We start from the raw sequence: 12,489 nt of genomic DNA, 5'->3' as shown, positions 1-12,489 counted from the left end.
AGTATGTTACAGCTATTTTTTACGTTACTTATAAATGCTTTGGTTGGCTTTTCGTACAATTTCTCTAAGTTTGAAACAGTTTAGCACACCATATTTATGAAGACAACACTAAGCGCGTTAATCGTATTATTATCAATAAGCATGACCAGCAAATCCCAGGTAAAAGTAGGCTTTGAAATCAGTTTCACAGAGCCTCAGGCACATTATGTAGAAGTAGAAATGAACCTTTCGGGGCTCAGCAAGGAGTTTGTCGATGTAAAAATGCCGGTATGGGCACCGGGATCCTACCTTGTAAGGGAATTTGCAAAAAACATCGAAGGTTTCAGTGCCACTGCCAACGGCAAAGCCGTTCGGTTCGAAAAAGTCAGGAAAAATGCCTGGCGGATCCACAATGCCAAAGCCGGCAATGTGAAGATCAAATACCGCGTTTACGCTTTTGAAGTGTCGGTACGTACCTCATTTGTAGACGAATCCCATGCATTCCTTTCCAGTACAGGGATTTTCCTGTATCCCGATGGCATGCTCAACCTGCCTAGTACAGTAGTCATCAAGCCTTTCAAAAACTGGCAGAAAGTGTCTACAGGCCTGGAGCCAATAGTAGGCAAAGCCCATACTTTTACAGCCGCCAATTTCGACATCCTGTTTGACAGCCCGATAGAAGTGGGCAACCAGGACATCTTCGAATTTACAGCGGCAGGGGTAAAGCACGAAGTAGCCATGTTTGGCGGAGGTAATTACGACAAAGCGCGGCTGCAAACCGATATGGCCAAAGTAGTAGAGCAGGCAACTGCCATTTATGGCGAAAATCCCAATAAACACTATACCTTCATTGTACACAACTTCTCTACCGGTGGCGGCGGACTCGAGCACCTGAATTCTACCGTACTTGGTGCTACGCGCGATGGTTATTCAGATCCCAAAACCTATAAAGGCTTTCTGAACCTGGTGGCACACGAATATTACCACCTGTGGAATGTGAAGCGCCTGCGCCCGGCAGCATTGGGTCCATTTGATTACGACAATGAAAATTATACCACCAGTCTGTGGGTGGCAGAAGGCTTTACCTCTTATTACGAAAATAAACTGATGTACCGCGCCGGTTTCTTTGATGAGCAGGAAACTGCGCAGAACCTGGCTACGGCAACAGCGAATGTCATCAACACACCGGGAGCAAAAATACAGACCGTGGCAGAAGCCAGTTACGATGCCTGGATCAAATCTTACCGTCCGAACGAAAACTCCAACAATTCCACCATCTCTTATTACAGTAAAGGTGAAGTGCTGGGTATGTTGATGGACATAGAAATCTCCAATGCGACCAAGGGAGCTAAAAACCTGGACGATGTGATGAAGGCCATGTACGATCAATATTATAAAAAACTGGGCAGGGGATATACAGATGCCGAATTCAAGTCGATGGTAGAAAAGATCAGCGGCATGAGCTTTACCAGTTTCTGGAATACCTATGTAAACAGTACTGCTCCCATTGACTATGCAAAATATTTCAAATATGCAGGCATCAAAGTGGTCAATGAAAACGAAGGCAAAAAGATCCCTTATCTGGGCGTAGCGACCAAGAAACTGGAAGGAAGGGTCATGGTTACTTCCGTATCCCGTATTTCGGGTGCATGGACTGCCGGTTTGAATGTAAACGACGAAGTGATCAGTGTAGATGGAAACCCGGCAGAGGCAGTGATCGATAAGATGGCTGTGTTCAGCAGTAAAAAAGTTGGCGACGCCATTACTTTCACTGTAAGAAGGGATGGGATCTTAAAAGACATCAGCTTTGAACTTGTGGCCAATCCAAACATCAAGCTCAGTGTTACGCTGGATGAAAAAGCAACAGAATTACAAAAGGCAGTACGAAAAGGCTGGTTACAGTAGTTTTTTAAAAATGGATTCCATAAAAAAAATCCCGGCGGAAGCCGGGATTTTTTGTTTTTCAGATAGGGATGATGTAGGGTTTTTAAAAGGCATATCTCAAAGAAATACCGAAGCGTGCTGCGGTAAAATCAGAGCCGTGATTTAAATTGAATGCAGGTCTCCAGTCGAAGGCCAGGTCAATTGGTGCAGCAGGAATTTTGTAATCCAAACCAGCAACTGGTCTCAACTGTACCACAGTGATGTTGTCACCAAAAAGGAAGTTAGGACCTAAACCCAGGTACCAGTCCAGACCTTTTGCACCCGCAATGCGGTCATTCCACTGGTATTCAGCACCCAGTCCAATCACGTCTCCGTTATAGAACAACAGGTTGGCGTCAATTGCGCTGTTGCTGGTGAAAAAGTGTTTCGCGTTAAAACCTACTCCGGTAGATCCATCACCTGGCTCAATACGCATACCCAGGGCAGTTTTGTAATTTTGAGCCTGCGCCATATTCGTCGTAAAGATCAGTAGTCCGGCACATCCAAGTAGAGTAAAAAATAATCGTTTCATAAGTAAAAATTTAATTTTTCAAGATGAAATGTACTAAGCAAGTATTGTGCCGTAGTCAATAGACTTGTGGATTTTCGCAGGTAGCGTCCCCAAAATTAAAGCTCCTTGTCATATTTATGTCATTAACATTTATTTTATTTAGAATGATTCTAGTTAGTGTATATTTGCTTCATCTCCTTTCAACAGGGGTGCCTTTGAATAGTTTAAGGTTAAATTAACATAAGCCCTGTTTAGCCATATCATCCTGGATATGGCTAATACAGGCACAACCATAAAGAATTTTGTATGTGTCAGACCAGGGTATTAACAACAAGAGCGCAGACGGTAATCAGCAGCTGCATGGGATGTGGGATGTACTACATATGGCACAACAATCTGGTGCTCAATTTTACCACTATTGCTTTTGATTCCTTTAGGGATGTGGTCAATTCCATCTGCTTTGAAAGCAATAGTCTGCCCTTTCCTGATGGCAATGAACGGCTGATCCTGCATACACCGAATGATGACATCAGTTTTGCTTTTGACGAAGATGAATTTGAAGCTTTCCGCGCAGCTATTGATGAAGCCATTTACATGAATGAAGTGTATACCCTGATGAGCAAGGAACGCTAACTTTAAGAGAGCCTGGCCTTCCTTTTGTCATTGAAGTATTTCCTTACAGGAATGTCGTAAAGCACCATGACCAAATACGCAGCCCCGACCAGCAGGACGAGCCCGGCAATGATGATGAAGCTGAGTTGCATGCTGCCGGGTTTATGGCTGGTGTAATAATTGCCAAACATCCAGAGGACTGCATAATGCGTCATGTACAATGGGTAAGATATTTTTCCTGAAAATGTACAGCTCTTTTTTAAGCCAGGGGTTAGGGTTGCTCCAGCACCCAAAGCGATCAGTAATGGAAAATAGAACAGTACCAGAATGGGTTCAGATATCCAGTTCCATTTCCCGAAAGGCATCAGGAAGGCCAGGAACAGTAAAATGCTTATGCCCGGGAAACCGAGTTTGTTTTTGATGATCCAGTTGGAGCGGTACACGAGCAAACCTGCTAAAAAAGAATACGAAATGCGTGCGCAGCCATCCCAAAAAGTAGGTCCGCTCCAGCCGCCCAGTAAATTGCCGGAGCGATAAGCCACGAAACAAAGGGCCAGCGCAGCGATGAACGTGAGCAGGATCAGGATGCTGCGGCGGATCCTGTACAGCACAAATGCATAAGCGATATTGGCGATGTATTCCCAGAACAAGGACCATGAAGGCGCGTTGAAACTGAACAGGTTAAAGCCACGATCTTCTATGACAGGGAAAGGGATCAGCAATACCGAACAGATGAAGGTGAGAAAGATCCTGGCTGCACTGTACAGTTCAGGATGGCCGCCAAACGGATCGAACAGAAATGCCAGCAGTCCCAATACCGATCCTGCGATGACCAGGGGATGTAGCCTGATGATCCTCGATTTTAAAAATTCGAGAATGCCTATTTTGGCGATCCTGTCGTCGTAGGCATAGCCGATTACAAAGCCCGAAAGGCAGAAGAAGAAATCTACAGCCAAAAAGCCATGTGCAATAAAATTGGTGCTGAAGTCGGTATATGCCCATTCCATAAAATGAAAAACGACCACCGCCAGGGCGGCAATACCCCTCAGTCCATCCAGGATTTCAAAATGCTGCTTTGTTTGTAAAACTGTAGTGGTGGTTTTGCTGGTATCCATTGAATTCGTTGCTCTCGGATAAATCTAAAGTTATTTTTTTAAAATCTTACCTGCATTACACTTAAGGTCCGGGTATTTCCTTTTGCATACCATCTTCGCAGGATCTTCGCTAAAAAGTACTTTTAGCGCGGATGGAGTGGGAATGCAGCGAAGATGCTGTGGTGATGAGTGGAATTTGCCCGTCACTGAGTATAATTTTGCATAATCATACCGGATATTTCGGTTGTTTCCTGTCAAGTCCGTCATTGCGAGGCACGAAGCAATCTCAAATTTCGACACCGTTACTTAAGTCTTTCCATTCCGGATTCATTTGATTAATCATATTCAGCTTGCTTTGTCTGGTTCCTCCCTTAATTCGTTTTTCTTCGTCTATTGCTTCTTGAATCGAGTCAAAGAAATGAAAATATACAAGCTTATTTATCCGATAACGGGAAGTGAAACTTCCAGGATATCGGCTGTTTTGATGGTCAAAGACCCGCTGCCTCAAATCTGAGGTGACACCAACATATATTACTGTATTGTACTTGTTGGTCATTAAGTAGACCCATCCTCCTTTTTCCATTACCATCTAGATATTGAAACGGAGATTGCTTCGTACCTCGCAATGACGTTGAATGCGATGTCATTGAGCGGGTCGATGTAACGTTTGATTTCCATAAAGAATTGAATTGGTTATGGCGAATAGAGCCAGATTTGGGGAAACTGACTAAATGCAGGTAGAAAAATATAGTTTTTGAACTGCCTTCAGCTGATAGGCTAATAACCATTTATTTGATCTTTTCAGTGATTTTTTGAATAGTGACTAAACTTTTCTATTTTTGTATTGATCGATACAAAATAAATCAAATGAAAGGCAGACCTACATTATTTGAAAATAGTGAGCTTGTGAACAAGGCCCAGGGCCTCTTTTGGGAAAAAGGATATACTGCAACTTCTCTTAGCGACCTGCTGGCGGCTACAGGGATAGGTTCCGGAAGTTTTTACAACACTTTTAAGGGCGGAAAAAAGGAGATTTTTAGAGCCGCCATTTTACAGCGAAGAACAGCATTTGAGGATTTCAAAAAAGAACTGGAAAGGAGTGAATCTCCATTAGAACTGATCAAAGATTTTTTTAGAAGTATCGCAAAATCGGAGCGGGCAGACCATCTTAGGGGATGTATTATTGCCAATACAGTTGTAGAGATGACTTATGTCGATGAAGAACTGGAAGCAGAGGCGATCCGCATACTGAAAGACGTGGAGCAGATGTTCGTAGCTGCCATTGAAAAGGAAAAAGATAGCGGAGGTCTCCTAAATCCAATGCCTGCAAAGGTTTTGGGCAAATATCTGCTTACTTTCTGGTGTGGCTTAAATACGCTTAGAAGAATGTATCCTGAACAAAAAATACTGGCCGAGCAGATAGAAATGCAGCTTGCTGTAATCGGTTAAATTTTTTTGAACATTTATGTATCGATCAGTACAAAATACAAATAAAAATGGATTTAAAATTGAAAGGAAGACGCGCATTTATAAGCGGTTCTACACAAGGGATCGGATTTGCGATCGCACAGCAATTATTGGACGAAGGGGCTGAAGTTATTATAAATGGCCGGGAAGAGGGAAAAACCAACAGGGCTGTTAGGGCTTTGAAAAAACAATTTCCAAATGCTGCCGTAACCGGCATACCCGCTGATTTTTCAGTTAAAGAAGAGGTTGATGTATTACTGGAACAGTTGCATGATGTAGATATCCTGGTCAACAATGTCGGTATCTACGAGCTTAAAGATCTTGAAGCTACGAAAGATGAAGACTGGTACAGTATGTTTGAAGTGAATGTGATGAGCGGCGTAAGGCTTTCAAGGAGGCTACTTCCGCAAATGCTGGCCAGGAATTCGGGCAGAATTATCTTCATTAGTAGTGAGTCAGGGGTTAATATCCCAGATAACATGATCCATTACGGAATGACAAAGGCGGCAATGATGGCGGTAAGTAATGGTTTGTCCAAATTAACCAAAGGTACTGAAGTAACGGTGAATACCATTTTGGGCGGACCAACCTATTCGGCGGGTGTAGCGAGAACTATTGAACATATTGCTGAGCAACAGAATTTGACTGTGGAGCAACTGAAGCAAGGAATTATGCAACAAACGAATCCGCATTCCTTGTTAGGCCGTTTTATAGATCCAACAGAGATTGCAAATTTAGCGGCCTATCTTTCAAGTGAACTTTCTATAGCTACAAATGGCTCTTGCTTAAGAGCGGACGGAGGGGTGTTAAAAAACCTTTAAGGTACCATCAGCTGGTTGTTATCAAATCTCTTCATCACATCTGTCTAACGGTTGTGTTGAAAGATACAACCGGCTCAAAAAAAAGCGGTCAACAGTCCTTCCGACCATTGACCGCCATCTAAATTAACGCTCTCAATATATTATACGCTCAGAAAGCTGAGATATTGTGACAGAGGAGCTTTTTTAGAGCTTTTCTATTTCCTGGGTGGTTAGCTTGGTGTATTTAATGATTGTCTCTATTGGAAAGTTGTCGGCCTTCATAGCTTTCGCTGTATTTTGCGCCGTCATTCTGAGTTTATCTCAGAATCTTGCACTAGTTATTCCGTTATTTCTTTTAACAGATCTTTCCAGCTTGGATTGAAGCCATTGATCAAATTGACCTTCCAAAGCCAATTGGTCATTTTGATCCGTAATCAAGTGGTCAACATCAGGCTTTTTTGGTGGTCAACCTAGGTAATCTGTGGTCAATTTTGAAATATCCTCCAATCCTGCACAAATCTGATGAATATTATGGCTGGATAAAAAGCGTTCGGTTGATAAACTGCTTGCACTTTGCGTACCTTTTCCGAAGGAAAAGATGCACCGGTATAGGGTGGGCAAGAAAGTGAATAAGGTCTCGACCAAGAAGAACCCTAACAAGGGGATAGACCTAACCCTCCCGCTCAATACGGATGAAGAGCCTAAGAAAACTTTGCCACCGACAGAACCGGATCAGTTGGGGCTGTTTTAAAGCCCATACATAGCCGGTGCACTGGAGGATTCATAGAACGGGTAACGGGTGGGTAGTGAATGATTATGATGGTATGCAGCAAATGCTTCATCACCGAAGGTACTTTAATACTGGGCAGACGCATGGTGATGAATAGAATTTTAATATATATTTTTGGCATCATAAAATGCGGATAAATACCAATTTATTTTTGAATGCAAGAACTGATCAATACCTCCTACGAATACAAACTTGTAGATAAAGGCCAAAGAGTTTTAAATATGATTTTATCAGTAAAGGTGATAGGGAAGTACTGAAGAGGGTAAACATTGGACAGATCTCCTTAGATTATCCTAAGTATTATAATCTAGGTTTTGGTGACATTACAATAAATGATAATGGGGAGGAATTTGTTGATGACAAAAATCGTAATGCCAATATAACAGATGGAAATAAAATACTTAGCACTGCATTCTTATGCGCAATGGACTTTCTTACAAATATAGATGATGCCACAGTAGTGTTTTTCGGAAACACGCCGTTAAAACATCGGCTATATCGTATGCGTATGTGTGGATGTTTGGATTCTCTCAAGGAATATATAACTGTTAAAGGTGCAATTATTCCTAATTTCAAAGTTCAACTTGACGAAAGAGGGTTCAAAGAACTTACTCAAGAAATTATTCCGAGTGATATCTATTACGAACAATTTGATCCACACAATTGTAATAAGTATAATTTTATGACCTTCACTTTGAATAAATGAATACTAAGTGAGTATATTTGTAATAACTAAAATCTGAAATCATGAAAGAGACGATTAAAAACCTCTTAGAGAAATCCGGTAAACGTACCGATGTTTCGAATGAGACGAAGAAATTCAACAGGAAATTTGATGAGAATTTTGGCAAAGATAAACTAGAACTGATCAATACAGCATTAGGGGGTCAAGAAAATAAGCGCTTGATTTTTGAAAAATTGAGTAAGTAAGCCAAATAATAATATTTTAGAGCCTTCTTGTGACCGCAAGGAGGCTTTTCTATTTGTTGTCAGCTTAATTGTCAGGATTGAAGTGGTCGTGAAGAGATCGATGGAAATTAATGCATATCAAGCGTCCCATAATTCGGCCATAATTCGGCTCAGTGTTAAGCGAAGCGTCACTGAGTACAGCTTTCGGAATTATACCGGCTCATAAAAAAGCGGTCAACAGTCCTTCCGACCATTGACCGCCATCTAAATTAACGCTCTCAATATATTATACGCTCAGAAAGCTTAGATATTGTGATTAGAGCTTTAGTACAGCATACCAAACATCCACAATGGGATTTTATGTGCATGTCCCACTTCAATCTCATCTGCAGCAACGAAATATTTTTCGAGATGTTTTACCTGTTTGCTGGACTTATTTTTGCCTCCCACTTCAAATGTGTAGCCTTTAAATAGAAAGTCTCCCTCCGCTGCATAAGCGACTGGCGATAGGGTGCTCAATTGATTGATGAAAAAGCTTTCCCTGGCATTGCCTATATTGCTGTTTTCGCTAGATAGAGCGTATTGGAGATTCGGATGGTGAAGGTATATTTTCTCTGGTTTTTGTAAAATCCCAATTCCTTTGGTATCAGGATACAGGCCCCTGATGATCTTCATGTCTTCCAGATACCTTAAAAACAGGACAAGACTGTTCCTGCTGATCCCTATCCTTTCGCTCAACTTGGAAATATTTGGTTTAAAAGGTACAGATTCTGCAATGATGTGTAGCAAAAGGCGAATTTTCTCTACACTGCTGTAACTAATTTCGTGAAAGGAAGGCAGATCTACAGTGATGGCCAATGCGATGGTTTCGGCGAGCTTTTGAGGATACAGTTGCTCGTTTTCTATAAAATAAGGATAGTGCCCAAATTCCATGTACTTGTAGAAATGAGGGATAGGTTTCATTTCCGAAATCCATGCTAAGGCCAACTGACTATGGTTGTGGAGTAATTCCTCAAAGCCAATTTTTTGGAAATTGCTCCCCTGTGAAAAATTCAGGTACTCCCTGAAGGAAAGCCCATTGAGTTCATACATTACCGCCCGTCTGCTTAAATCTCCCTTAGCCTGATTGATGTGTACGATAGAAGAGCCTGTAAATATGATCTGGAGTTCAGGAAGGTCGTCGTAGATATTTTTGATCTCCTGAGACCAGTTTGGGTAGCGATGTACTTCATCTAGCAGTAGATATTTACCCCCTTGAACTGCAAATCTTTCTGCCAGCCCAACCAAGGTGTTGGCGGTGAAGTATAAGCTGTCGAGGCTGGTATATAAGGTTTCGTGATTTAAAGGAAGGTTTTGTTTGGCATATTGCAGCATGAGTGTGGTTTTTCCCGCGCCCCTGGCACCTTTTATGCCGATGAGTCGACTACTCCAATCTATGAGCTCGCCGAGGTAACGCTGGAATTTTACGGGTGTTCTGGATATTTTGAGATACGACTTCTGAAAAAGATCTTCCATTTTGCTTTCTGTATAAAGCAAAAATACGAAAAATTGCTGTTTGTAAAAAGCAATATTTAGAGATTTTGCTTTTTGTAAAGAGCAATTTTGGTCATTAGGATTAACGGTACGGTATTAAAATCTCTTCTCTACACCATTTAAAAATTGCTTTCAAGAAGTAGCGTACTTTTTTTGGCTTGTTGTATTAGGTGGGTATTTCGGCCAATGAGACTCTTTTTTCCGCAATTATGTACTAAGTGATTGCTATGCTAAAAAATCAATGATGTGCTTTGCGGTTTCCTCCGGTTTTTCTGACAACAAAAAATGGCCACAGTGTTCAATTTTAACCAGCTGGGCATTTGTTGCGCTCAGGGGGATGGCATTTTTCAGCATTTCATACCCGCTTCCACCGATAGCCAAAACAGGCATGGATAGCTTTTGATAGGTTTTCATATCCTCAATATCTTGGCCAAAAGCCCGGTACCAGCCACCCGCCGCCCTGATGGCATCGACACTACTGTACGCAAGACTGAAAACGGACTTGTCAAATTCGCTTACGGCATCAGTTTGCTCCAGCAATTTTTCAAACATCCAGTTGATCACCAGGTGCATTTTTCCTTCCAGCAATTGTTCCGGCAAATCTTTCACCTGGTTCAGGGCGAGCCACCAGGGATAAACATAGTCCGCACCCGGGATGGGCAGCATGGGCAGCTGGTACATCCCGGCATCCGGATGGGGTGTATCCAGGATGATCAATTTTGCTGTGGCCTCCGGAAAGTTGGCGGCAAAGCTATAGGCGACATGAGCACCAATATCGTGACCCGCGATAGACACCTGATCCAGTCCCAGTTTCCGGGTCAGTTCATAAATATCTTTCGCCATCGTCTTTTTGTCATAACCAGCTTCAGGTTTAGCTGAATCTCCCATTCCCCTAAGCTCCACAACGATCACCCGGAACCGGGCAGCAAGCGCAGGCATTATTTTCTCGTATGCCCACCAGGTTTGCGGATAACCAGGTATCAGGATTAAAGGCTGGCCATGGCCACCTTCCACATAGTGGATACGGACTCCGTTCAGTTCGGCAAAATGGCTCTTAAAGTCCGGCAGCCGTTTTAAAAGTTCAGGTGTGGTATGCAGATTTTCCATAGTTGAATGCTATTTTTTGAAGATTTTCCTTTGTATAAGGCGAAAGTAGAGACTACTTTTGTAACCTGCAAGTATGCAGTATACTACATACTTTAAATTATTTTTGATCTTATGAAACTCATCAACCAATTGTCCAAAGAAACCGGAATACCGATAGGCACCTTGCGGTTTTACGAGAAAAGCGGACTTTTCAGCGGCAAACGAAAAACAGAAGTAACCTCCAATAATTATGTGTACTATGATGAGGAGGTCATGGAGAAACTCCGGTTTATTCAAATGGCGAAAGCCGTTGGTTTCACCCTGGTAGAAATCAAGGATGTGGTTGATCTCTGGTATAAAAAAGAAATCACGCAACAGGCACAAATCAATGTGCTGGATCGCCGTTTGAAACAGATCGATGAAAAGATGGCGGAGCTTAAGGCGATGAAGAAACAAATTGAGCTTTGCAAAGTCAATATTGCAAATCGAAGGGGTAATCCGGGTTAAACAATAAAGGCATTTTGACACGTGTTATCGCTATGTTTAACAGGGCTTCAATGAGATTGATGATATGGCATTGATGGGTTTCAGTCAGCTCCCTTTGGCGATTAGCCAGCCGCTATCATGGGAGGAGGTGAAAGAGTATGATAATAAGGAACAGTTTGTTAAACAAAAAGCGGTCAACAGTCCTTCCGACCATTGACCGCCATCTAAATTAACGCTCTCAACATATTATACGCTCAGAAAGCTGAGATATTGTGATTAAAGCTTTTCTATTTCTTCTGCAGTTAGGCCACTAAGCTCTATAATTTCTTCTACAGGAAAACCTTTAAGTTTCATTTTGCGGGCAATTTCCAATTTTCCCTCAATTTTTCCGTCCTGCTTTGCGGTTTCCAAAGCCGAGTAATTGTCCCATTTTTGTTTTACACTTGCATCATATTTCATGCGCTCCTCCTTTGTTAGGTTGCTGTATTCAGCGATGTCAAACATTTTTTTGAATATCGGTTTTCTCAAATAGGCTGGCATCTTATCCATTTGGGTGATGTATTTCAGGACATGCAGCCATTTGTCGAGATCCGAATCCAGATCTTTTCCTGTCTTTACAAAGTTACGCAATTGGATGTAAGTGTGCCTTAGCTTGTCATAGAAAATTTTCCCGGTATCCGGTCTGTAAAAGCAGACATCGAAAAGGTATTCCTTATCTGATATGTCGATATCGAAGTCCTCCAGTATGGCGATGAGATATACTTCTTTGAGATCGTAATTCCATTGTTTCATTTTGCCTCTGGGTGCCTGTTCTGTTACAAGCCTGGAACTGTAGTAGATACTTCTCTCTTTAAAATTAGCATGCCGTTCCCGTTGCACTTCGATAAGAAAGCGCTCGCCCTTGTCTCCGGTGCAGAGCAGGTCGAAACTTACAGACCCCTCATCTTTGGCCATGCCGTGATGTTCGTTTTTGTTGTATATCAGGTCGACAATATTTTTTCTGCCTCGTAGTACCTGGTTGAGAAAGTCGATAAGGAGGTCTTTATTAGGGTCTGAGCCGAAGATTTTTTTGAATGCGATGTCATTGAGCGGGTCGATGTAACGTTTGATTTCCATAAAGAATTGAATTGGTTATAGCGAATAGAGCCAGATTTGGGGAAACTGACTAAATATGAGATATACTTAGCCGTTGATTCGACGACTAAGTTTAACTTGGAGGTCAATACCAAGTAAGAGTGTATTGTCGCTAGTATTATAAACTTCAATTTAACGTATATTTATAATTACCAATACCCTCAA

At 42.0% G+C, this 12,489-nt stretch carries 13 protein-coding genes and 1 pseudogene; 8 read left to right on the top strand and 6 right to left on the bottom strand.

Features of this window, described 5'->3' with window-relative positions; genetic code table 11:
• The first annotated feature begins 96 nt into the window (after positions 1 to 96).
• Positions 97 to 1,884: a M61 family metallopeptidase gene (locus tag WAE59_RS18390; RefSeq protein ID WP_337857443.1), complete on the top strand. Its 1,788-nt coding sequence runs from the start codon at positions 97 to 99 to the stop codon at positions 1,882 to 1,884.
• Between the two features lie 82 nt (positions 1,885 to 1,966).
• On the opposite strand, the gene WAE59_RS18385 is transcribed toward WAE59_RS18390, so the two are convergent.
• Positions 1,967 to 2,434, bottom strand: a complete 468-nt coding sequence (locus WAE59_RS18385) for a hypothetical protein (protein WP_337857442.1) — start codon at positions 2,432 to 2,434, stop codon at positions 1,967 to 1,969.
• A 285-nt stretch (positions 2,435 to 2,719) separates the two neighbouring features.
• On the opposite strand from WAE59_RS18385, the gene WAE59_RS18380 reads away from it, so the two are divergent.
• The gene (locus WAE59_RS18380) at positions 2,720 to 3,046 is read left to right on the top strand and encodes a DUF6686 family protein (RefSeq protein WP_337857441.1); all 327 of its coding nucleotides are present in this window, start codon (positions 2,720 to 2,722) and stop codon (positions 3,044 to 3,046) included.
• 2 nt (positions 3,047 to 3,048) lie between these two features.
• On the opposite strand, the gene WAE59_RS18375 is transcribed toward WAE59_RS18380, so the two are convergent.
• Both WAE59_RS18375 and WAE59_RS18370 read right to left on the bottom strand, forming a co-directional pair.
• Complete coding sequence (locus tag WAE59_RS18375) at positions 3,049 to 4,140, bottom strand: acyltransferase family protein (protein ID WP_337857440.1); 1,092 nt, start codon at positions 4,138 to 4,140, stop codon at positions 3,049 to 3,051.
• A 265-nt stretch (positions 4,141 to 4,405) separates the two neighbouring features.
• A complete protein-coding gene (locus WAE59_RS18370; protein WP_337857439.1) occupies positions 4,406 to 4,702 on the bottom strand; it encodes a GIY-YIG nuclease family protein in 297 nt (98 codons plus the stop codon).
• A 284-nt stretch (positions 4,703 to 4,986) separates the two neighbouring features.
• On the opposite strand from WAE59_RS18370, the gene WAE59_RS18365 reads away from it, so the two are divergent.
• From WAE59_RS18365 to WAE59_RS18350, 5 genes and pseudogenes are all read left to right on the top strand, one after another.
• Positions 4,987 to 5,568, top strand: coding sequence for a TetR/AcrR family transcriptional regulator (locus WAE59_RS18365; protein ID WP_337857438.1), 582 nt, complete (start codon positions 4,987 to 4,989; stop codon positions 5,566 to 5,568).
• Positions 5,569 to 5,615: 47 nt separating this feature from the next.
• Complete coding sequence (locus WAE59_RS18360) at positions 5,616 to 6,407, top strand: SDR family NAD(P)-dependent oxidoreductase (RefSeq protein WP_337857437.1); 792 nt, start codon at positions 5,616 to 5,618, stop codon at positions 6,405 to 6,407.
• A gap of 577 nt (positions 6,408 to 6,984) precedes the next feature.
• The gene (locus WAE59_RS18355; RefSeq protein ID WP_337857436.1) at positions 6,985 to 7,137 is read left to right on the top strand and encodes a hypothetical protein; all 153 of its coding nucleotides are present in this window, start codon (positions 6,985 to 6,987) and stop codon (positions 7,135 to 7,137) included.
• Positions 7,138 to 7,396: 259 nt separating this feature from the next.
• Positions 7,397 to 7,882 (top strand): annotated as a pseudogene (locus WAE59_RS25890) (DUF6934 family protein); the annotation flags it as partial.
• 41 nt (positions 7,883 to 7,923) lie between these two features.
• Complete coding sequence (locus WAE59_RS18350; protein ID WP_337857435.1) at positions 7,924 to 8,106, top strand: hypothetical protein; 183 nt, start codon at positions 7,924 to 7,926, stop codon at positions 8,104 to 8,106.
• Between the two features lie 303 nt (positions 8,107 to 8,409).
• On the opposite strand, the gene WAE59_RS18345 is transcribed toward WAE59_RS18350, so the two are convergent.
• Both WAE59_RS18345 and WAE59_RS18340 read right to left on the bottom strand, forming a co-directional pair.
• Positions 8,410 to 9,600 (bottom strand): ATP-binding protein, encoded by a 1,191-nt coding sequence (locus tag WAE59_RS18345; RefSeq protein ID WP_337857434.1) that lies wholly within the window; start codon positions 9,598 to 9,600, stop codon positions 8,410 to 8,412.
• Between the two features lie 243 nt (positions 9,601 to 9,843).
• The gene (locus WAE59_RS18340; RefSeq protein WP_337857433.1) at positions 9,844 to 10,725 is read right to left on the bottom strand and encodes an alpha/beta fold hydrolase; all 882 of its coding nucleotides are present in this window, start codon (positions 10,723 to 10,725) and stop codon (positions 9,844 to 9,846) included.
• A 111-nt stretch (positions 10,726 to 10,836) separates the two neighbouring features.
• Here WAE59_RS18340 and WAE59_RS18335 point away from each other — a divergent pair, with 111 nt between their 5' ends.
• A complete protein-coding gene (locus tag WAE59_RS18335) occupies positions 10,837 to 11,211 on the top strand; it encodes a MerR family DNA-binding protein (RefSeq protein ID WP_337857432.1) in 375 nt (124 codons plus the stop codon).
• A 255-nt stretch (positions 11,212 to 11,466) separates the two neighbouring features.
• Here the strand turns inward: WAE59_RS18335 and WAE59_RS18330 are convergent, their stop codons facing one another.
• The gene (locus tag WAE59_RS18330) at positions 11,467 to 12,306 is read right to left on the bottom strand and encodes an Rpn family recombination-promoting nuclease/putative transposase (RefSeq protein WP_337857431.1); all 840 of its coding nucleotides are present in this window, start codon (positions 12,304 to 12,306) and stop codon (positions 11,467 to 11,469) included.
• Between the last annotated feature and the right edge of the window lie 183 nt (positions 12,307 to 12,489).

This window comes from Pedobacter sp. GR22-6 (genome assembly GCF_037402555.1).
Lineage (GTDB): Bacteria > Bacteroidota > Bacteroidia > Sphingobacteriales > Sphingobacteriaceae > Pedobacter.
The sequence above is the reverse complement of the archived record's forward strand: the minus strand, read 5'-3'. Positions and strand labels throughout refer to the sequence as shown.

Coding starts and splice junctions, on each gene's coding strand:
- WAE59_RS18380 (WP_337857441.1), top strand. CDS start 2,720: ATGTGTCAGACCAGGGTATTAACAACAAGAGCGCAGACGGTAATCAGC.
- WAE59_RS18370 (WP_337857439.1), bottom strand. CDS start 4,702: ATGGAAAAAGGAGGATGGGTCTACTTAATGACCAACAAGTACAATACA.
- WAE59_RS18350 (WP_337857435.1), top strand. CDS start 7,924: ATGAAAGAGACGATTAAAAACCTCTTAGAGAAATCCGGTAAACGTACC.
- WAE59_RS18385 (WP_337857442.1), bottom strand. CDS start 2,434: ATGAAACGATTATTTTTTACTCTACTTGGATGTGCCGGACTACTGATC.
- WAE59_RS18335 (WP_337857432.1), top strand. CDS start 10,837: ATGAAACTCATCAACCAATTGTCCAAAGAAACCGGAATACCGATAGGC.
- WAE59_RS18375 (WP_337857440.1), bottom strand. CDS start 4,140: ATGGATACCAGCAAAACCACCACTACAGTTTTACAAACAAAGCAGCAT.
- WAE59_RS18365 (WP_337857438.1), top strand. CDS start 4,987: ATGAAAGGCAGACCTACATTATTTGAAAATAGTGAGCTTGTGAACAAG.
- WAE59_RS18390 (WP_337857443.1), top strand. CDS start 97: ATGAAGACAACACTAAGCGCGTTAATCGTATTATTATCAATAAGCATG.
- WAE59_RS18345 (WP_337857434.1), bottom strand. CDS start 9,600: ATGGAAGATCTTTTTCAGAAGTCGTATCTCAAAATATCCAGAACACCC.
- WAE59_RS18360 (WP_337857437.1), top strand. CDS start 5,616: ATGGATTTAAAATTGAAAGGAAGACGCGCATTTATAAGCGGTTCTACA.
- WAE59_RS18330 (WP_337857431.1), bottom strand. CDS start 12,306: ATGGAAATCAAACGTTACATCGACCCGCTCAATGACATCGCATTCAAA.
- WAE59_RS18340 (WP_337857433.1), bottom strand. CDS start 10,725: ATGGAAAATCTGCATACCACACCTGAACTTTTAAAACGGCTGCCGGAC.
- WAE59_RS18355 (WP_337857436.1), top strand. CDS start 6,985: ATGCACCGGTATAGGGTGGGCAAGAAAGTGAATAAGGTCTCGACCAAG.